Here is an 18,657-nt window from a genome sequence, read left to right as displayed (position 1 = left end):
CGGAGTGGGGCGACGCCCCTCGCCGCCGCGCAGAAAGCCATCGTCACCGATTGGAACACCGCCCTGACCACCCTCCGCCTCGGCTGACGAGGAGGTGTGCCTGGCTGGGCGCTGACTCAGGAGTCGCCGGTGGCGGAGTCGGTGATGTGGTCGAAGCCGCGCAGAAGAGGCGTGAGCTCCTGGGCGCACCCGCACAGCGTGCACAGACGCGTCCCCGGGTCCTCCGCCACGTTCAACGCGTGCTCCACACCGAACACGGTGCGCCCTGCGGAGCCTCTTCGCAGTCCGGCGCGTGCAGCACGCCTTAACTCCTAACGAAATGATCTTCGAGATGGTTGGATCACTCCAAGACCGATGATCCGGGGGTGCGGGGTGGCGCGGCCGAAGCCGTGGGAAGTGGATGACGAGCTGTGGGCGGTGATCGAGCCGCTGCTTCCCAGCGTTGAGCGTCGGTCCCGGCATCCGGGACGCAAGCGGCATCCGGACCGGCTGGTGTTCCAGGGCATCCTGTTCGTCCTGCACACCGGGATCGCCTGGGAACACCTGCCACAGGAACTCGGATTCGGTTCTGGCATGACCTGGGCGCCGCCTGGCCGAGTGGATCGATGCAGGATTGTGGCCCCGGCTGCACGAGGTCCTCCTGGCCAAGCTGCGCAGCGCGAACGCCCTGGACCTCTCCAGGGCGGCGGTCGACGGCTCCCACATCCGCGCGTTACTGACTTCGGCTCGTCAGGGTGAACTTCCTTGAAGTCCCTGATGGGGCTGATCGCGATGCGGCCCGGCTCCCGCTCGGCTGTGCCACCGCCTGCGCACCCACCCCGCGGGCAAAGGCAAGCGCCGAAGTAGGCGAGCGCGACTTCATCGCGCTGGTCGACGGTGTACATCAGCTCGTCAAGGCGCCGATCGTGCTGGTGTGGGACCGACTGAACACGCACGTCTCCCACGCCATGCGTGAGCTGATCACCGAGCGTGAATGGCTGACGGTGTTCCTGCTGCCCGCGTACTCAACCGACCTCAATCCCGTTGAGGGCGCGTGGGCACACGTCAAACGCAGCATGACCAACCTCGCCGTCGTCGCCCTCGACCGCCTGCCCGTGGCGTCGTGGTCCTCGTCTCGATCGCGGGGCGGGCGCCGGGCTGCCTCGTCACGCGCTGGCGACGGGCACGTTCCGCAGCAGTGCGGCGGTCATCGCCAGGAGCGTCTCCGCCTCGGCCCGGTCGTACTTGAAGGTCTTGGTGACCGCGTCGTTGTGCAGGGCGCCGCAGGTCTGGCTGTACAGGGCGTCTTGGATCCGCCACCACCGCTCGGTCTGGTTGCACTGGTTGCCGAGCTTCTTCGACCCGGGGTTGTCCCAGTCGACGATCTGCTGGATCGACTCCAGCGCCCGCCTGATCTGCAGCATGGACGCCAAGACCTCGCCCACGGTCAGTAGCCGTTGCGCCTCCCGCAGAGTCCGGCCGACCTCGTCCCGTTCCGGATCGCCGAGCGGTACGGCACGGCCATCTCGAACGCCGCGGACGACCCCAGCTGCGCGAGCTGCCCAGTCAGTCGAAGAGTCAGGCCCCGAGCGGTGTCGTGCCCAATCCTCACTGTCAGTCGAGGAGGTCCGGCTGGAGCCGGACGATCTGCTCGTACAGCGGCTGGAAGTTGAGCCAGCCCATGAAGTCGCTGCCGACCTGCTCCCGCGTCCGCAGCGCGTTCTCGTGCTCGATGGCGAGCGGTTCCCCGGCGGCCCGGGCCAGCAGCTGCACCTCGCAGGCACGTTCCAGGGCGATGAACCACCAGGTCGCCGCGTCCACCGAGCCGCCGACGGTGATCAGGCCGTGGTTGCGCAGGATCAGGGCCTTGTGGCCGGCGAGCGCGCCAGCCAGCCGCTTCCCCTCGGCCTCGTCCAGCACTACTCCGGTGTAGTCGTCGAAGTACCCCTGGTCCTCGTAGAACGCGCAGGCGTCCTGGGTGATGGGCTCGACGGGGCGCCCGAGGGCCGCGACGGCCTTCCCGTACGTGGAGTGGCTGTGGGCGGCGCACTGGATGTCCGGACGGGCCCGGTAGAGCGCGGAATGGATGGAGAAGGGCGCCGGATGGGTGCCGTAGAAGCCCTCGACCACCTCGCCCCGGTCGTCGAGCAGGATGAGGTCGCTGACGCGGACGTGCCCGAAGGGCATGCCCATCGGATTCACCCAGAACCGGTCGGGATGTTCGGGGTCGCGCACGGTGATGTGGCCGGCCACGCCCTCCTCGTAGCCGAAGTACGCGAACAGGCGCAGGGCGGCGGCCAGGCGTTCCTTGCGGTGGTGGCGCTCCTGGGCCACGTCGGAGAAGGCCGGCGGGGTCAGCTCCAGCCGCTGCGGGGTGCCGGGCGCCGGCGGCGCGGTCGTGATCGACGTCGTGGTCATGCGGTACGTCCTTCCGGAAGTGGTCGGTTCGTTCACGGGCCGGTGCGGCTGCCTGGGCCGGGGCCCGCGCCGTTGTCGAGCGCGTCGCGGAAGACCGCGGCCGCGCCGCGGTAGACGGGCTCGCCCGGCAGGTCCGCCGCGTCGGCCGCGTCGGCGAGTTCCTCCATCTCGCCCGGCCAGCGCCAGCCCTTGGTCTTGACCAGGTGGTCCACTTCGGCGCCGCGGGCGGCGAGTTCGGGCATGTCCCGTTCCCAGGCCTCCAGCAGGGCGCCCTCGACACCATGCGCACGGGCGAGGGCGCGGGCGGACAGCAGCAGCGCCGCGGAGCCCTTGAGCCAGGAGGCCCAGGCCATCTTCAGCGCGGAAGCCGCGCCCACCGGGCCGGGCAGGACAACGGTGCCGAAGCCTGCCGCCCGGAACAGGACGGCGACCTCCTCGGCCGCCTCACCCGACAACAGCACGCGGTAGCGGCGCAGTTCGTCCGGTGCGCCCGGGGGCGGGCCGAGGACGGCCCCGTCGACGACCGTGGCCCCGTCCGCCTGCCGGACGCGCGCGATGTCCTGGACGGTGTGCGGGGCTACCGCGTTGGCCTCGACGTACACACCGGTGAACCCGTCGAGAGCGGCGCCCACTTCGGCGGCTGCGTGCGGCGGGCACACGGAAAGGATCACCTGGCAGCGTCGGGTCAGCTCACCGAGGCTGTCGACCGGAGTCAGCCCCGCCGCGTCGGCGCGGCGGGCGGTGACCTCCGAGCGGCCCTCGGGACACCACAGCACCTCGTGGCCGGCGGTCCGCAGCGCGGCGCCCACCGCCGCCCCCAGGCCGCCGGGATGCAGGACGCCGATGACGGGCCGGGTCACGCCGGTTCCTCCTGGCACGTCAGTTCCACCACCGACATGTCCGCCGCCCGGTGCACGGCGGCGACGGTCAGCCCGGCCCGCCGGGCGAGCCCGGTGAGTTCGGCCAGGTCCCGCTCCCGGCCGCCGAAGTAGGCGAGCATCCGCATGTCCATCTCCGTGCTGGGCGACTCGCCGTCCTCGCCGAGCCCGCCGATGACGAGGACGCGCCCGGCGGCACCGGCGGCCTGCGCGCACCGGCGCAGGATGGTGACGGCGGCGTCGTCGTCCCAGTTGTGCAGCACGTCGGAGAGCAGATAGGCGTCGGCGCCCGGCGGCAGGGGATCGAAGAAACTGCCTTCGACGATCGCGACGCGGTCCGCCAGCCCGGCCCGCGCGAACGCGTCGCGGGCCGCGGCCGCCGGCCCGGGCAGTTCGACGAGGGTGCCGTGCAACTCGGGGTGGCCGGACAGCAGATGGACGAGGAGGGCGCCGTTGCCGCCGCCGACGTCGGCCACCCGGGCCAGGGCACCCCAGTCGTAGGCCTTGAGCACGGACGGGGCGACCTTGCGCAGGTTGAACTCCATGACGGCGTCGAAGGAGTCCGACAGCGCGGGATCGGCCGCCAGGTCGTCCCAGAAGGGCCGCCCGTAGTAGGTCGCGTAGGCGAGTTCACCGGTGCGCACCGCGTGCAGCAACGCCCCCAGGGAGAGTTCCGCCCGGCCCACGGCCCCCTCGATGTCGAGACGGGAGCGCATGCCGTGCGGATGGTCGTCGCGCAGCGCCTGGCCGCGGTCGGTGAGGGTGTACGCGCCTCGCGCGTCGCGCGCCAACACGCCCGCGGTGACCAGGTGCCGCAGGGTGCGGTCCAGGGCCCGCGGTTCGGCGCGCACCGCGCGGGCGAGTTCCTCGGCGGTGCGCGGCGCCGCGGTCAGGTGGTCGGCGACACGCAGCGTGGCCGCCACGCGCAGCGCCATGGGCACGGTCAGGTCCGCCATCCTCCACAGGCCGACGCCCCACTCGGTGTGGTCTGCCATCGAAGCCTTCCTTCGTCGTGTGATCGTGGCTGTGTGTCGTGCGCGGCCGGGTGCCGCCGTCATCCGGTCACGAGCCGTTCGAACGCCGCCCGGTCGGGGCCCGGCGCGTGCGCGGTGAGGGCCGGCTGCCGGTCGAGCAGGGCGCGGACCCGGGGCGCGACCACGGGGTCGGTCATCAGCTCCCGTGGATCCATGAGCATGTTGAGGAAACGGGCCTGGACCTGGCGCACTTGGTCGTCCTGGGCGCCGAGCACCGTCAGCGCGGTCACGAACCGGTGGACCGGATCCGTGGGCGGCGGTGCCGGCTCGCCGCGCACCCCGGCCCGCAGTTCCCTCAACTGCTCGCGGGAGGCGGCGATCTGGGCGTCGAACCAGACACCCAGGTGGCGGCGGGTCCACTCCTCGAAGCGTACGACGAACCCGAGCGGGTCCTTCGTCGCCTGCTCCGCCGTGTCGGCCAGCCGCCCGGCGTGCAGCAGGGCCAGTGAACTGCCCCTGCCGAACGCCGGGTTGGTCTGCACGGCCGCGTCGCCGAGCAGGACCAGGCCGGCCGCCACGGGCCGTCCCCGGCCGTCGGTCAGCCGGCGCCACCGGTCCTCCAGGCGCGCCATGGGGTGGGGTTCGTCGAGTGGTTCGCCCGCCGCGACCCAGGGCGCGGTGAGGGGCACGGCCTCCAGGAAGCGCTCGTAGACGCCCGGTTCGCGCAGCCGGTGCCGTACCGGATCGTCGGAGACCACGGTCATGGACAGCTGGAAGGTGCGGTTGTCGCCGGGGAAGACGACGGTCTTGGTGTAGTCGAGCCGGGCCAGGATGGGCACGCCGGTGGCGGGGAAGGCCTGCCCGTCCCGGAGCCGGAAGTGCTGGGTCAGATAGAAGAAGCCGCAGGGCTGCGCCGTCTCGGCCGGCGCTGCGGCGCCGATGTCGGCCAGCTGGCGGGCGCACCGGCTGCGGCGCCCGCCGGCGTCGACGACGAGGTCCGCCGTGATCTCCTCGCCGCGTTCGGTGCGCACGCCGACGACCCGGGGCACGCCGTCGCACTCGCCGCGCGACAGCAGCCCCCGCACGGTGGTCGCCGGCATGACGGTCACGCCGGGCTCGGCCTCGACGGCGCGGTGCAGGACGCCTTCGTAGACCAGGCGCCGGGACAGCACGTTCTCGTCGTCGCCGGGTGCCGCGAGCGGCACCCGGGTCGCGCCGCGCGTCGCGAGGGCGGCGAGGACGTCCGGGGCCCGCTCGCGCAGCACGCGCGTGGACAGCGCCAGGAAGGTGTGGCCCTGGCGGCAGTGCGGCACACCGGAGCGGTCCCAGTGGCGGAAATCCTCCTCGACGCTCGCGTACGGCTTGGGCGGGTCGTCGCGCTCCAGTACGACCACCCGGTGGCCGGCCCGGGCACAGAACAGCGCGGCGGCGAGTCCGCCCAGGCCGGCGCCGATCACCACAATGTCGGCCATGGCCGTTCCCTTCGTCGATGTCGTGGTGGCGTGGCCGCGGCCCCGGACGCCCTGTCACCGGTCGGCGGTCAGCGGCGCCTGAGGCACGGCGGGGGCCGGCGGCGTGGGGGCCGCCTCCCTAATGCCCAGCGCACCGAGCACGGTGCCCCGGTGGCGGTGTGCCGCGCGCAGGGCGGTGTCCGCGACGCCCGCCGTGACGAGATCGCCGAGCGCCTCCAGCTGGATGGCAAGGAGCTCGCGCGCCGTAGGGTCCAGCAGCCGGGGCCGCCCGTCGGTGCTGGTGACCAGGACCTCGCGTGCCTGTTGCACCACGACCTCCGGTTCGGTCACCACCGTGTTGCCCAGCTCCGTCAGCAGGCGGACGGCGTCGGACAGCCCGCGATACCCGGCACGGGGGCCGGTCGTGGCGACCGTGACCATCACCGCCTTGCCCGTCAGAGCCCCCGCGCCGTGCGGGCGGGAGGCCCAGTCGACGGCGTTCTTCAGGACCCCGGGCACGGAGTGGTTGTACTCGGGCGTCGCGATGACCAGACCGTCGGCGGCGCGGATCGCCGCGCACAGCCGCCGGACCGGGCCGGGCGCGGCGGACGGGTCGCCCAGCTGCTCGATGTCCTCGTTGAACAGGGGGAGTTCGCCGAGACCGGGATACGGCCGCAGACGCATCCCCGGCGGCGCCAGCTCCGCCAGCACGCGCAGCAGCCGGGTGTTGTACGACTCCCGGCGCAGCGATCCGGACAGCGCGAGTATCTCCGGCACGGGTCAGCTCCCGGCGGCCGGTACCGGCTCGCCGTACCGCAGGGGCGTGATCTGGTCGATGTCGTACTTCTCGCGCAGGCGCAGCACGGCGTCCGCGTCGACCGTGCCGCCGGAGTCGAAGATCTCCAGCAGTTCCTCGAAGTAGCGTTCGTGGTCCGGCGGCGGGGCGGACTGGAAGAGCATCCGGGTGGGGGACTCGGTCCGGTTGGAGAAGGCGTGCGGGCAGCCCGGCGGGACGAACATGCAGCTCCCGGCGCCGGCCCGGACCGGCCGGCGGCCGTCGGCGGCGCGCCAGTCGCGCCAGTCGTCGGGCGTGCGCCGCTCCGGCTCGAAGGCGAGGACCTCCAGTTCGCCGTCGAGGACGTAGAACATCTCCTCGCTGCGGGAGTGGACATGGGCTCCCACGTCGAAGCCCGGCGGGACCACCACTTCGAAGACGGACCCGGCGCGCGCGTGCGCTCCGGTGATCTTGAAGGTGACCTCCTGCGCCCGGGTCACGAACTTGCGCCCCTGTCCCGGCGGGATGATCAGACCGTCGACCATGTCAGCTCCTGCTCCTGTACGGCGGGTGGTTGAGGTGTGCGGCGACCGGCCGTCCGCCGGTCGCGTCGGTACGGATGCGGCCGCACATCCGACGTCAGCCGCCGACCAGCCCGGGCGCCCGGCGTCCGGCGCCGGACAGCGCCGCCACCCGGGGCGCCGGCGCCCCCACCCACCGGCCGACCGCCATCTCGGCGGTGATGCCGGGGCCGAAGCCGGCGAGGATGCCGGGGGCTCCGTCGGGGGCCCCGCCCTCCCTGAACAGCCGTCGCAGGGCATCCAGGACGACGGCGCTGGCGATGTTGCCGTACTGGGTGAGCGTGGCCCTGCTGTGGCGGAAGGCGTCCGGTTCGACCTGGAGGAAGCGGCACAGGTCGTCGAGGATGCGGGGGCCGCCCGCGTGGATGATGTAGAAGCCGAGGCGTGAGGCGTCCCAGCCGTGCGCGGACGCGAGTTCGCGCAGCACCGGCGCCAGCGGTTCCATCGTGGTCGGTACGCGTTTGTCCAGGCGGAAGTGGAAGCCGGTCGACTTGACCGCGTAGGAGATCCAGTCCTCGGTGTGGGGGATCAGGTAGGAGGCGTTCCGTTCCAGGCCGAGCCCGCTGCCGCCCTCGCCGCGCACCACCGCCGCCGCGACGGCGTCGCCGAACAGCCCGTCGGACAGCAGCGATCCGATGTCCAGGTCGGTCGGCTGGTAGCAGAGAGAACAGAATTCGCAGGAGACGATGAGGACGTTGCTGCGGGGGTGGGCGGCACAGAAGTCGTGCGCCCGGTTGATCGCGGCGCCGCCGGCCGCGCAGCCCAGCTGGGCGATGGGCAGCTGGCGGGTGTCCGAGCGGAAGCCCATGTGGTTGATGAGCCAGGCCGTGAGCGACGGCATCATGAAGCCGGTGCAGGAGACGTAGATGATGGCGTCTATCTCGTCCGCCGCCAGCCGCGCGTTGTCCAGGGCTCGCCGTACGACGTCGGGGACGCGTCGCTTGGCCTGCTCCTCGTAGGTGCGGTTGCGGTCCTCGAAACCCGGGTGGCGCAGGGTCTGTTCGATGGGCTGGATGATGTGGCGCTTGCTCACTCCGGTGTTGCGGATGAGCCGGAGCGCGAGTTTGAGCTGGGGATGGTCGGTGTGCTGTCGCTCCGCCAGGGCGAGTGTCTCCTCCTGGGTGATGACGTGCTCGGGGACTTCGACGGCGGGTTCGCACAGGGTGGGCATACCTCGGCCTTTCACTCGTGCCCGGCCCGAACGTTTCGGCTCCGCGGCCGGCGCACACAACGCATGGGACGGGTTGGCACGCTCGAGAACAAGAAGGCGGTATCACCCGCTTGCCTGCGGGGATTCCGCGATGGCACGCACGCCTCGGCCTTTTCGGCGAAGCAGGGAAGCGCCGGGCATTCCGCCCGAAAGCGAGATGGCAAAAGACCTACCCCATGGATTGACCGGGCATCAACGCAGTCCGGGCAGAAGTCGCCATGCGAGGCGAAATTCCGCTTGCGGAGGAGTTGTTCGGGGCCCGAAACCCACAGGTCGCGGGGCTTGAAGAACCTTTTGCCGAACGTTGAATGCGTTTATGCGTTGAAGTGTCAACCATGCGCGTGACTAGTGCAATTACCCTGAAGTCAAGCATCGGCGCCGGGTGTGACCTGAGATTAACCCCGGCCGACCAGCGAACTTCTGTGCGAGGGGCGGAAATGACGCCAATGACCGAGAGTCGCCCCCTGGGACATGCCCTGGACAGTCACCCGCCGGGACACGGAGGATCCGAATGACGTCGTCCCCGACGCGACATTCGGAGAGCGCGGACCGTGACAGACACCTCCGTAGAAACCGAACCGGCGCACCGCGACGCATCCGGGTCCGGCCCACCGGGCCGGGTCCTGGCCGTGGTCATGGCCGGAGTCCTCATCTCGGCGATCGACACCACGATCGTGGTCCTCGCCCTGCCGCAGGTGGAACAGAGCCTGCACATGACGGTGACCTCGGCGGTGTGGGTCGTCATCAGCTATCTGCTGACCACCACGCTGCTGGCCACCCAGGCGGGGCGCCTCGGCGACATGTACGGCCATGTCCGCCTGTACCGGCTGGGCTTCGCGACCTTCACCGCGGGCTCCGTCCTGTGCGGGGCGGCTTGGAGCGGACCGGCCCTGGTGGCCTTCCGCGTGCTGCAGGGCATCGGCGCGGCCTGCATCACGGCGAACAGCGGCGCCATCGTCTCCACGGCCTACCCGCCGCAGCGCAGAGGCAAGGCCTACGGCTGGATCGCCATCGGCTGGAGTCTGGGCGCGGTCGCCGGCATAGCCGTCGGCGGGGTCATCGTGACCTACACGTCGTGGCGGTGGGTCTTCCTCGTCAACGCGCCTCTCGGCATCGCGGTCCTCGCGCTGTCGGCACGCGTCCTGCGCGACACGGGAGAACGCGTGCGGCACCGCATCGACATCGCGGGCATGGCCACTCTGGGGCTCGGACTGCTGGGCATCCTGTGGTCCATCACGCGCGCGCCCTCCGCGCCCGCCGACCCCGCCACCCTCGTCTGCGGCATCGGCGGAGCCGTACTGCTCGCCGCGTTCGTCCTGGTGGAGCGAGCACAGCGGGAACCCATGCTGCGGCTGTCGCTGCTGCGCACGCCCATGATGGCCGGATCACTGCTGGCCGCGCTGTTCCAGGGGCTGGCCAACTACGCCGTCCTGTTCCTTGTGATCATGTATCTGCAGGGCCCGCGCGGCCTGTCCCCGCTGCACGCCTCGCTGGTGATGGTGCCCGGCTATGTGCTCGGCGGCGTCCTGAGCCCCTGGGGCGGCAGATTCGCCGACCGCTACGGGCCGGCCCGCCCCGCCACCGCGGGACTCGCCGCGGAGACGGTCGCGCTGCTGTTGTACGCCTGTCTCACCCCGGACAGCGGCTTGTGGCTGGTCCTCGTGGCCGGAGCCCTCAACGGTTTGGGCACCGGCCTGTTCGTGCCCGCCAACAACGCGGCGGTGATGAAGTGCTCACCTCCCGACCTGCTCGGCATCTCCTCCGGCATGCTGCGCACCTTCGCCAGCGTCGGCTGGGTCTGCTCGTACTCCACCGCTCTGTTCATCGCCTCGCGTTCGATCCCGCACGACCTCGCCGTCGCCGTCTTCATCGGCACCCGGCCCCTGCACGGACCGCTGGCCTCCGCCTTCGTCACCGGCCTGCACTCGGCGTTCTGGGCGCTGGGCGGGATCATGGCGCTGGCCGGGGTGTTCTCGGTCGCGCGCGGGGTGGGCGGGCGGCCGGGGGCGGGGTCCGGATCAACCGGCCGCCCACTCCGGCTCCGGCGCGGCGGTCGCACGGGGCGCGGCGGTGCAGGCGGGGACGGCCAGGATCTCCCGTAGCCACCTGCGCAGCCACAGGTGGGCGGGGTCCGCCTCGTGCCGCGGATGCCAGGCCATGCGGACGGCCACCGGCGCCACCCGCACGGGTGGGGTGAACAGGCGCAGCCCCAGGGCGTCGACCGCCTGGCGCACCGAGACGGCCGGCAGGACGGCGACCGCCTCGGTGTCCGCCACCATCAGCAGCGCGGAGATGCGGTCGGTCACCGACGCGACCACCTTGCGGCGCAGCCCGCGCGCGGCCACGGCCGCCCCGACGGGGCCGTCGACGGTACCGTCGACCGTGACGTGCTCCGCCGCCTGGAACTGACCGACCGTCACCTCGCCGTCGGCGAAGGGATGTTGAGCCCGGGCCACGCCGACGTAGTGGTCGGGGAAGAGCGACTCCACGGTGAGCCCGGGGACGTCCCGCGGTATCTCCCCTACGCCGATGTCGGCCCGGCCCTCCACGAGATGGGGTTCGTCCTGCGGCAGGAAGCGGAAGGTCACTCCCGCCGCCTCGGCACGGGCCGCCGCGGCGAGCCGCGGGGCCAGGGCGCCGGCGTAGCCGTCGCCGGCGGCGATGCCGAGGCTGCGCCGCGCCTCGGCGGGGGAGGTGCGCGCCTCCGGGGCGAGCAGCAACTCCGCTTCCCGCACCAGGGAGTGCACCCGGTCGCGCAGGGCGAGGGCCCGCGGGGTGAGGACCATACGTCGGCCGGTGCGGACCAGGACCGGGTCGCGCAGGGCCTCTCTGATCCGGTGGAGGGTGCGGCTCATCGCCGGAGCGGAGACCGACATGCGGCAGGCCGCGGCGGTCACGCTCTCCGCCTGGAGCAGGGCGTCGAGGGCGACGAGCAGCCCGAGATCGCGGCGCTTGGCCGGCAGCCCGCCCTCCGCCACTTCCCGGGCCCCCTCCGCGTTCGCGGTCACGGTCGTCATCGCACCTCGCTCACGGTCGACCGGCCGGGTAAGACGGGCCGGACCCGCGTCCCCGCCCGTGCATGTCCGGGCCGTTGACCCGGCGGACGGCGGTCTTCCTCAGGCATGCGTACTCCTCTGGAGCGGCGGGGTTTCCTGGGCGGCCGCGCCGAACACCCCCGCAGACTCGGCAGCGCCGACACCGATAGGCGCGCGAGCGCCGCCTCGGACGGCGGCCGGGCCCGCAGTGGTCGGCGGGTTGGTGGATTGCGAGCCGAGGGGTGCCGGAATGCCGGGGCTCGCGGTATGGCGGTCGGGTCCGCCGTGGTGGGCGGGTCTGTGGGTTGCGAGCCGAGGGGTGCCGGAGCGCTGCGGCTCGCCGTATGCCGGTCGGGCCCGGAGCCGTGAACGGGGCGACGGCGGCCTTGTCCACGGGTGCCGTCGGAGACGGGTCCGCCCTGCGCGCGGACCTCCCCGGCACCTTGACCGTCCGGCGGTTTGGGCGCGTATGAGAGCGGCCGCCGGACGATGCCCCTCAGGCAGTCGACCCACCGTCCAGGACGAGGTCGTGGCCCACGGCGAAGCCCGACGCGGGGGAGGCGAGCCAGAGCACGGCGTCCGCGACTTCCTGCAGACTGCCCACCCTCCCGATCGGCAACGCCGAGGCGATCCGCCGGTCGCGTTCTTCCACGCTCTCGCCCGGCCGCAGGGAGGCCGGGGTGTCGATCGGCCCGGGACTGATCGCGTTGATGCGGATGCCGTCGCCGATGTACTCGCGGGCCGCGGTACGGGTGAGCGAGCTGACCGCCGCCTTGGCCGCGGCGTAGGCCCCCATTCCCGGAACCGAGCGGTGAGCTCCGATGGTGGAGGCCATGTTGACGATGCAGCCCCCGCCGTGCCCCCGCATCCAGGCGACCTCCGCCTTCATCGCCAGCCACACACCGGTGAGGTTGACGTCCAGGCTGCGCCGCCAGTCCTCCTCGGCGATTTCGGCGAGCGGGCCCGGGAAGGCGGCTCCGGCGTTGTTGAAGGCGATGTGCAGCCCGCCGTGCCGGGTCGTCACCGACTCCACGAGCGCCTCCACCTCCCGCGCCTTGGTCACGTCGGTCACGTGCGCCGAGGCCTCCGCGCCCGCCTCGGTCAGCAACTGGACCGTCTCCTTGAGCCGCTCGGCGGTCCGGCCGGCCACGGCCACGGCCGCTCCGGCGCGGCCGAACGCGAGTGCCGTGGCGCGGCCGATACCGGATCCGCCGCCGGTGACGAGCACCGTCTTTCCCGTGAAAGTGTCAGTCATGATGTGCTGTCTCTTCCCTTTCTCGGTCGGTATTCACTGCCGGTGAGTCCGGTGCCGTCGATCCTGGTGCGCGGCCGGTGCGCCGCCGCCCTCGGTGGGCGGTTCGGCGGTCGCCCCGGCGCGTCCCCGCCGGGAAGCGAAGGCGCAGCCCGCCGCCGCCAGCAGGACGGCCGCGCACAGCAGCAGGGTCGGGCGGAGCGCGGTGACGAAGGCGTGCCGGTAGACCTCCGCGGCCGTACGCCGGGCCTCGGCGGCCCACGCGGCGGGCAGCCGGGCCGGCAGGCGTATGCCGCTCTGGCCCGTTCCCACCCGCAGTCCGCCGCGCGCCGCGTCGTCGAAGGCCGCCCGCAGTTGTTCCCGTACCCCTGCGGGCAGCCGCCGGGTGCGCGTGGCGGCCTCCTGGCTCAGCGCCGTCGCCAGCCGGTTCTGCAGTACGGCGGTCACCACGGCGCTGCCAAGCACAGCGCCCAGTTGGCGGCTGGTGTTGAGCATGCCGGAGGCGGCACCGGCGCGGGCGGGCGGCGCCGCGCTCATCGCCTTGGCGATCAGCGGGCCGAACGTCGCGGCGTACCCCACGCCGATGACGGTCATCGCCGGGACGAAGGCCCAGCCGTCGCGGCCGGTGTCCGCGGTCAGGGCGAGCAGTACGACACCGGCGGCGAACGCCAGGAGCCCGCACCCGAGGACCTCGCGCGCGCCGTGGCGGTCGGCCCACCGGCCGAACACCGGGGACAGCGCCATGTTGACCACCGCGGACGGAGCCGTGGCCAGGCCCGCCTGCAGGGCACTGAGGCCGAGCACCGACTGCAGGTAGAGCGTGAACGGCAGCAGGAATCCTATGAAGCCGAACTGCAGCCCCGCGCCCGTCGCCGTCATCAGCGTGAAGTCGCGGCTCCTGAAGAGCGCGAAGAGCACCAGGGGCTCGGCGTCCTGGCGGCGGGCCTGCTGCACCGCCAGGACCACGAGCAGGGCGGCGCCCACGCCCAGCAGGAGTGGGACGGACAGGTACGACGTGATCGCGCCCCAGTCGTAGCGCGGGCCCTCGGTGAGCCCGAAGACGAGCGGAAGCAGCGCCAGTGTCGCCAGGACCACGCCGGTCACGTCCAGGCGGTGACGCCGGCCCGTCCGCACGTCCGGGACGAGTGACGCGGTCGCCACCAGGGACACCAGCCCCACGGGCACGTTGACGTAGAAGACCCACTGCCAGGACAGGTGGGTGACGAGCACGCCGCCCAGCAGCGGACCCGCCAGAGTCGCGAGCCCGCCGACGATGCCGTTCACGGAGAAGGCTGCGCCCCTGCGCTCGGGCGGAAACAGGGAGGTGACGACGGTGAGCGGCTGCGGGGTGACGAGGGCCGCGCCGACGCCCTGCAGTGCCCTGGCGGCGATGAGCAGCGGCGCGGTGCCGGCCAGTCCGCACAGCGCGGACGCGCCGGTGAAGACGGCCGTGCCCACGAGGAACATCCGCCGCGGCCCGTACAGGTCGCCCAGGCGCCCGGCGGTGACCAGGAGCACCGCCAGTGCCAGTACGTAGGCGTTGGACACCCAGGCGGCCTGGTCGAGGGAGGCGTGGACGTCGTCGACGAGCCGGGGTATCGCGACGTTGACGATGGTGACGTCCAGCAGCGTCATGAACAGGCCCAGATTGAGGACCGTCACCGCGACCCATGGGTTCGCCCCTCGGCGGTCCCTCGCTGCGTTCACCCGGTCCACGGTCGTCACGGTCACTCACCTCCGCCCCGCCAGCTTGGCACATAGCTTTTGAGAAAGCTAGTTCCAAAGCTATGTGGGCGGCGACTATCCTGACGGCATGAGCCCAGCCGAACCGGCCCCCGACCAGGTCGACGCGATCATCGCCGCCTGGCGCACCGAACTGCCCGAGGTCGCCGGGCTGCCCATGGAGCTGAGCAAGCGCATCACCCGGCTGGCCATGGTCGTGGAGGCGGTCACCGCCGCCGAACTCGACCAACTGGAGCTGACCAAGGCGGAGTTCGAAGTACTCGCCCGGCTGCGCAGCGCGGGCCCGCCCTATCGCCGCAAGCCGAACGACCTCACCAAGGCGCTCTTCCTCTCCTCCGGCGGCACGACCAACGTCCTGCACCGCCTCACCGTCATGCGCCTGGTCACCCGCGAGGCCGACCCAGCAGACCGCCGCAGCTCCTGGGTCCGGCTCACGGACGAGGGCATCCGCCGGGCGGAGGCGTCCCTGGTCGCGGTGAACAAGGCCCAGACCGCCCTGTTCGACCGCATCCCCGAGGACACGGCGCACCAACTGACGGCTCTGCTCAAGGACGTCTCCCGCACCCTGAACCTGATCGCGGTGCCGTACCAGACCTGACGGCCCTCGGGGTGGACCACGCGTCCCCTGCGAAGGCGCCCGCACCCTGACGGCGGAGCTGCGCGCTGACGCATCGTCGATGAGGCCCTGGCAGCCGTAGAACCCTGTTGCGCGCTGAGCTTCGAGGCAGACCGCTGCACGTGCTCCCCCACGATTACGGCGGAGCTGCGGCGGCCGCCCACGAGCTGCCGACGTCTTCTTCACCATCTGCAGCCGTATGTTCCGTGAGTGCGGCAGTAGCTCCGACGGGAGTACCCGGCGGCTGATGCTGCCGTTGCACACCGGCCTGCTCGAGGCAGGAGACGGGGTGGCAGGGCGAGACGGACGGCCCGGGCCGGGACGCGTGCTTGTGCTCGCCCTCGAGACAGTGCAGGCGTGCCGCCCCTGCTTCTTCGCCCGGCAGCGGCGGCACGCGGGGAGGCTCCGGCCCGGCAGCGACGTGAGACCGGCCGGATGAGCCTGCCCGCACTGCCAGTCTGGGGGCGGCATGGTCCAACGCCAGCGGTGCGCCGCCGAACGGAGCACCGGTAGGAGGGCTGGTGGTCGGTGGCGAGGAAGACGTCGGTGAAGAAGACCCGTGGCGAAGACGGCGAAGAAGATGGCCACCGCGAAGGCCCGCCGCTGCGTGCTCACTGCCTACGCTGCGCACTCCAGAACGAGCGCGGCCGGCGCAGCGAGCGGGAGCGAACGCCGACCGGCTCGGCGGCTGGATCTCCACGTTTGTGCGACCGATTCGCCCTGTCTGCACTTTTGCTTTACCGGTGAGTTCTCGATTACGAACCCAATCCTCGACTTGGCCACACCGCGGCTGGGGTCACGGGTGGAGGTGCACCTCGATGGCGTGCTGTAGGGACTGGTTGTCCTCAGGGCCGGTCCAGGTGGTGTAGCTGAGGCTCTTGCCCCTCTCGGCGGCGCGTTGCCGCTCCCGCTCGATGAGGTAGGAGCCGGGGGCGCTGGCGCTGACGATGACGACGGCGTGCACCGTTTCATCGTCCAGATACGCCGGCCGCACGAGTCGCCGCAGTACGTCAGGGGACATCGGCCGGGAGGGGGTGCCGAGCCGTGTCTCCACCACAACCCGCTTGCCGCGAAGGGTCACGACGCTGTCGGCGCGGACGTCGCCAATCGGAACATCATGCTGGACCGCGTCACCGAATTGATCAGTCAGGACGTCCGCAATCACCTTGGCATAGGCGGACTCGCTCATCATCGCGATGTCGACGTCCTGCTGCAGCTGACGCTGCACCGGCGGCGGTGCGGAAACGACCGTCTGCACCACCTGCTCGGGACTGTCGGCCGCGCTCAGTTCGTCCTTGGCATCTTGCAGCGCCAGACTGCCCTCCTTGAGGTTCAGGGAAGAGATCTGTCGGCCCATGGCACCCAAGACCACAAGGACAGCCCCGATGGTGATGAGAGCGGTCGGACCGGCTTCGACCTTCGTCTTGAAGACGGCCACGCCGCCGACGCCGATCATCGCGGTACCCAGGAGCGTGAGTAGAGCCCGGGTCCGCGTGGTGAGCCTGCCCGCCCGGCGCAGGCTTTCAGCGCGCTGGGCACGCACGGTCCGCCAACGGGCCAAGCGGCCCGACCGTTCGGGTGCGGTGGTGATCACGGCACGCATCCTAAAGTGACCGGCACATTTTCATCCGGTCTTCGTGGCCGTCCATACGCCCACCGGCTGCGGGAGCGCCGATCGGGCATGGCTGTAAGGCGCGTTGACCAGCCGGTCCCCTCCGACGGGCATGACGGCGTCGAGGTCGTGGCTGAGCCTGCCTGCGAAGGCGTGAAGGGGGGACAGGTCGTCGGCCTGGACTTCGTCCATCCGCGCGGCGGCCGTTGCGCGCGCACGGCGTCGTCGGCGTTCTCGGTTGCGGCGACGGGTCGTGCGCAGCCGTCCTGCACGCAGCCGGGCCGCGGCCTCCGGGGCCTTCTTCGACAGTTCCACGAGAGCCGGATGCGGGGCGGGCGGGACGTAGGGTTCGGAGGCCGCGACGCGGTGGCCGTCCGCGCCGGGCCTGCCGTCGTAGCGCGCCAGGAAGCCGAGCTGGGCCAGAGAGGCGAGGCCGGTGGCCGCGGTCGCGGCCCACTGCGCGGGCCCCTGGGGCAGGCGGTCAGACAGCGCCGCGATCACGAAGGCGAGCTCCCCGGTAAGGAGCAGCACCGCGGTGGCCGCCAGACAACCCCGGGCGGCGGCCGCTCGGCGGGCACGGGACGCGCCAGGACCCCCGTGGAACTCGGCGCGGGCGGCGCGGAAGGCGGGGTCGCGGGAGGCGATGATGCCGAGCGTCGTGGCGGCTCTACGCCGGCGCAGCGCAGCGAGCAGGGCGTCCGGTAGGCGGTGTCCCGCGGTACGCGCCACGTCCGCGCCGGTCCCGGTCAGTGCCAGATTGCCGCGATGGCTGATGGTGACCAGGCCGTCCAGCAGGAGCCGGGCGGCGGCCGCCTGGATGTCGTCCTCGGTCAACCAGCGACCGGCGGCCGCGCGATAGGGGTCGACGGGTACGGCAGGGAGCCACGCACGCAGGCGGTCACGCACGACGGGCACCCCGTACAGCAGGATTGTGACGGAGACGACGAACAGGCGAGCGCGACGGGATCCACGCGCCGAGCCTAGGCCGTGTTCGCCCTGTCGGGGCAGCCGGTTTCCCAAGCGGGCAACGGTGAGCAGGGCCAGGCGCGGGAGCACCCCGCCATGCCGTGACGGACAGAGCCACGCGGGTGCGTTCCCGACGGCGTACGAACCCGACGGGTGCGCCCTCATCGGCCCGGGTCACTGCTCCGTCGGAACCCCCAACGTTGTGCGCGCACGCGTCAGCCATGACGGGAGGCACAGCGGCAACATCAAGAACCGCGTCGGGAATGTTCACGTCTCCGTTGGTGAATGTCATGTCCCAGCAGCCGATGGGGGCTCAGCGACCATGTGCGAAACGACGATGTGCTGTTCAGGATCTGGGTGAGGCGCCGGTGACGACGAGCGGTGGGCTTCGACCGGGCCAGTCGATGATGTGGATGGTCAGTTCGTTCTTTCAACTGGACGGCGAACCCGTCGGGGCGTTCGCGTCGCAGGCCGGCCCTGGTCGTCAGCATGTGTTGGGCAGCACGGACCGAGTCGGCGACGACCCGCGTCTACTCGTCGACTTCAATGAGGGGCAGCCGCTGCTGTCGGCACATGGACAGCCGGTGGGAGAGCGTCATGGGAACACCGTGCTGCTGTGGGAAGCGGAGTACCGCATCCGCCGTGCTCGATTCCGCAGGAAGCTGCACTTCTCCGTAACATCCGAAGAACGAACCGTCCTTGATGTCAGGGAGACGTCCCGGCCCGACCGCACTGTCCACACATTCGTCACCCGCAGCGATCCCGCGCTCGACCCGGTTGCCGTGCTCGGCCTCATCCTGCTGGAGGCACGGCCCGACAAGATGTCGGTCCTCAACGAGCTGCTCGAAAGGTGGCAGACGTAACGGCTTGTGCGGAGTATGCGAGATGACCGCCCGCCTCACCGACCCCGTCCTGCTGGGCCTGGCCGTCCTCGCCGTCCGCAACCGCGTCAAACGCTGACGGCTCTGCCCCGGCCTGGCGGAACCCTGTGAGCGGTTCGACCGAATCGTTCACGTGCGCTACTTGCCTGCGTCCCCGCTCACGCAGAACCTATGTGGTCAGAGCGCTAACGGTGACCGAATACAGTCCTCGCCCTTGTCGCCGGGACGGTGTATCTGCACCCGGTGTCGTCCGGGGACCCGGGCAGGAAACGTCAGACCGACGGTG

The 18,657-nt window shown here is 71.7% G+C and carries 16 protein-coding genes and 3 pseudogenes; 5 read left to right on the top strand and 14 right to left on the bottom strand.

Annotated features, from left to right (window positions below; translation table 11 throughout):
* Window positions 1-116 precede the first annotated feature (116 nt).
* Window positions 117-310: pseudogene (locus ABZZ74_RS37635) on the bottom strand (DUF6233 domain-containing protein); the annotation flags it as partial.
* Between the two features lie 44 nt (window positions 311-354).
* Here ABZZ74_RS37635 and ABZZ74_RS37630 point away from each other — a divergent pair.
* Both ABZZ74_RS37630 and ABZZ74_RS37625 read left to right on the top strand, forming a co-directional pair.
* A pseudogene (locus tag ABZZ74_RS37630) lies at window positions 355-715 on the top strand (transposase); the annotation flags it as partial.
* A gap of 19 nt (window positions 716-734) precedes the next feature.
* Window positions 735-1,004: pseudogene (locus tag ABZZ74_RS37625) on the top strand (hypothetical protein); the annotation flags it as partial.
* Window positions 1,005-1,145: 141 nt separating this feature from the next.
* Here ABZZ74_RS37625 and ABZZ74_RS37620 read toward each other — a convergent pair.
* The 8 genes from ABZZ74_RS37620 to ABZZ74_RS37585 all read right to left on the bottom strand — a co-directional run bounded on the left by ABZZ74_RS37620 (window position 1,146) and on the right by ABZZ74_RS37585 (window position 8,242).
* Window positions 1,146-1,403 carry a hypothetical protein gene (locus ABZZ74_RS37620; protein ID WP_356772894.1) on the bottom strand — a complete coding sequence of 86 codons (258 nt, stop codon included), beginning with the start codon at window positions 1,401-1,403 and terminating at the stop codon, window positions 1,146-1,148.
* Between the two features lie 190 nt (window positions 1,404-1,593).
* Window positions 1,594-2,397: a class II aldolase/adducin family protein gene (locus ABZZ74_RS37615; protein WP_356772822.1), complete on the bottom strand. Its 804-nt coding sequence runs from the start codon at window positions 2,395-2,397 to the stop codon at window positions 1,594-1,596.
* A gap of 32 nt (window positions 2,398-2,429) precedes the next feature.
* On the bottom strand, window positions 2,430-3,257 hold the full coding sequence (locus tag ABZZ74_RS37610) for a DUF1932 domain-containing protein (RefSeq protein WP_356772820.1): 828 nt from the start codon (window positions 3,255-3,257) through the stop codon (window positions 2,430-2,432).
* The gene (locus ABZZ74_RS37605; protein ID WP_356772818.1) at window positions 3,254-4,270 is read right to left on the bottom strand and encodes a methyltransferase; all 1,017 of its coding nucleotides are present in this window, start codon (window positions 4,268-4,270) and stop codon (window positions 3,254-3,256) included. The genes ABZZ74_RS37610 and ABZZ74_RS37605 overlap by 4 nt, the downstream gene beginning before the upstream one ends.
* 59 nt (window positions 4,271-4,329) lie before the next feature.
* Window positions 4,330-5,721, bottom strand: coding sequence for an FAD-dependent oxidoreductase (locus ABZZ74_RS37600; protein WP_356772816.1), 1,392 nt, complete (start codon window positions 5,719-5,721; stop codon window positions 4,330-4,332).
* Between the two features lie 54 nt (window positions 5,722-5,775).
* Window positions 5,776-6,477, bottom strand: coding sequence for an NADPH-dependent FMN reductase (locus ABZZ74_RS37595; protein ID WP_356772814.1), 702 nt, complete (start codon window positions 6,475-6,477; stop codon window positions 5,776-5,778).
* Between the two features lie 3 nt (window positions 6,478-6,480).
* Window positions 6,481-7,020, bottom strand: a complete 540-nt coding sequence (locus ABZZ74_RS37590) for a cupin domain-containing protein (protein ID WP_356772812.1) — start codon at window positions 7,018-7,020, stop codon at window positions 6,481-6,483.
* Window positions 7,021-7,114: 94 nt separating this feature from the next.
* On the bottom strand, window positions 7,115-8,242 hold the full coding sequence (locus ABZZ74_RS37585) for a type III polyketide synthase (protein WP_356772810.1): 1,128 nt from the start codon (window positions 8,240-8,242) through the stop codon (window positions 7,115-7,117).
* A gap of 575 nt (window positions 8,243-8,817) precedes the next feature.
* Between ABZZ74_RS37585 and ABZZ74_RS37580 the strand changes: the two genes are divergently transcribed.
* Window positions 8,818-10,368: an MFS transporter gene (locus tag ABZZ74_RS37580; RefSeq protein WP_356772808.1), complete on the top strand. Its 1,551-nt coding sequence runs from the start codon at window positions 8,818-8,820 to the stop codon at window positions 10,366-10,368.
* Here ABZZ74_RS37580 and ABZZ74_RS37575 read toward each other — a convergent pair.
* The 3 genes from ABZZ74_RS37575 to ABZZ74_RS37565 all read right to left on the bottom strand — a co-directional run bounded on the left by ABZZ74_RS37575 (window position 10,285) and on the right by ABZZ74_RS37565 (window position 14,278).
* Window positions 10,285-11,283 carry a LysR family transcriptional regulator gene (locus ABZZ74_RS37575; RefSeq protein ID WP_356772806.1) on the bottom strand — a complete coding sequence of 333 codons (999 nt, stop codon included), beginning with the start codon at window positions 11,281-11,283 and terminating at the stop codon, window positions 10,285-10,287. The genes ABZZ74_RS37580 and ABZZ74_RS37575 overlap by 84 nt on opposite strands.
* 514 nt (window positions 11,284-11,797) lie before the next feature.
* Window positions 11,798-12,556, bottom strand: a complete 759-nt coding sequence (locus ABZZ74_RS37570) for an SDR family oxidoreductase (RefSeq protein ID WP_356772804.1) — start codon at window positions 12,554-12,556, stop codon at window positions 11,798-11,800.
* Window positions 12,557-12,589: 33 nt separating this feature from the next.
* Window positions 12,590-14,278 carry a DHA2 family efflux MFS transporter permease subunit gene (locus ABZZ74_RS37565; protein WP_356772802.1) on the bottom strand — a complete coding sequence of 563 codons (1,689 nt, stop codon included), beginning with the start codon at window positions 14,276-14,278 and terminating at the stop codon, window positions 12,590-12,592.
* 88 nt (window positions 14,279-14,366) lie between these two features.
* On the opposite strand from ABZZ74_RS37565, the gene ABZZ74_RS37560 reads away from it, so the two are divergent.
* Complete coding sequence (locus ABZZ74_RS37560; protein WP_356772799.1) at window positions 14,367-14,894, top strand: MarR family transcriptional regulator; 528 nt, start codon at window positions 14,367-14,369, stop codon at window positions 14,892-14,894.
* An 814-nt stretch (window positions 14,895-15,708) separates the two neighbouring features.
* Here ABZZ74_RS37560 and ABZZ74_RS37555 read toward each other — a convergent pair.
* Together ABZZ74_RS37555 and ABZZ74_RS37550 are read right to left on the bottom strand one after the other, a co-directional pair.
* Window positions 15,709-16,506 (bottom strand): hypothetical protein, encoded by a 798-nt coding sequence (locus tag ABZZ74_RS37555; RefSeq protein ID WP_356772797.1) that lies wholly within the window; start codon window positions 16,504-16,506, stop codon window positions 15,709-15,711.
* A gap of 30 nt (window positions 16,507-16,536) precedes the next feature.
* Complete coding sequence (locus ABZZ74_RS37550) at window positions 16,537-17,430, bottom strand: hypothetical protein (RefSeq protein ID WP_356772795.1); 894 nt, start codon at window positions 17,428-17,430, stop codon at window positions 16,537-16,539.
* Window positions 17,431-17,780: 350 nt separating this feature from the next.
* On the opposite strand from ABZZ74_RS37550, the gene ABZZ74_RS37545 reads away from it, so the two are divergent.
* Window positions 17,781-18,353 (top strand): hypothetical protein, encoded by a 573-nt coding sequence (locus ABZZ74_RS37545; RefSeq protein WP_356772791.1) that lies wholly within the window; start codon window positions 17,781-17,783, stop codon window positions 18,351-18,353.
* Window positions 18,354-18,657 lie beyond the last annotated feature (304 nt).

It is taken from the genome of Streptomyces sp. NPDC006476 (genome assembly GCF_040612015.1).
Taxonomy (GTDB): domain Bacteria; phylum Actinomycetota; class Actinomycetes; order Streptomycetales; family Streptomycetaceae; genus Streptomyces; species Streptomyces griseorubiginosus_B.
This window is presented reverse-complemented; position numbering and strand designations above follow the sequence as displayed.

What these genes read in the sequence shown, in the direction of transcription:
- ABZZ74_RS37620 (WP_356772894.1), bottom strand. Translation starts at nt 1,403, where the DNA reads ATGCTGCAGATCAGGCGGGCGCTGGAGTCGATCCAGCAGATCGTCGAC.
- ABZZ74_RS37615 (WP_356772822.1), bottom strand. Translation starts at nt 2,397, where the DNA reads ATGACCACGACGTCGATCACGACCGCGCCGCCGGCGCCCGGCACCCCG.
- ABZZ74_RS37605 (WP_356772818.1), bottom strand. Translation starts at nt 4,270, where the DNA reads ATGGCAGACCACACCGAGTGGGGCGTCGGCCTGTGGAGGATGGCGGAC.
- ABZZ74_RS37600 (WP_356772816.1), bottom strand. Translation starts at nt 5,721, where the DNA reads ATGGCCGACATTGTGGTGATCGGCGCCGGCCTGGGCGGACTCGCCGCC.
- ABZZ74_RS37590 (WP_356772812.1), bottom strand. Translation starts at nt 7,020, where the DNA reads ATGGTCGACGGTCTGATCATCCCGCCGGGACAGGGGCGCAAGTTCGTG.
- ABZZ74_RS37575 (WP_356772806.1), bottom strand. Translation starts at nt 11,283, where the DNA reads ATGACGACCGTGACCGCGAACGCGGAGGGGGCCCGGGAAGTGGCGGAG.
- ABZZ74_RS37570 (WP_356772804.1), bottom strand. Translation starts at nt 12,556, where the DNA reads ATGACTGACACTTTCACGGGAAAGACGGTGCTCGTCACCGGCGGCGGA.
- ABZZ74_RS37560 (WP_356772799.1), top strand. Translation starts at nt 14,367, where the DNA reads ATGAGCCCAGCCGAACCGGCCCCCGACCAGGTCGACGCGATCATCGCC.
- ABZZ74_RS37545 (WP_356772791.1), top strand. Translation starts at nt 17,781, where the DNA reads ATGTCCCAGCAGCCGATGGGGGCTCAGCGACCATGTGCGAAACGACGA.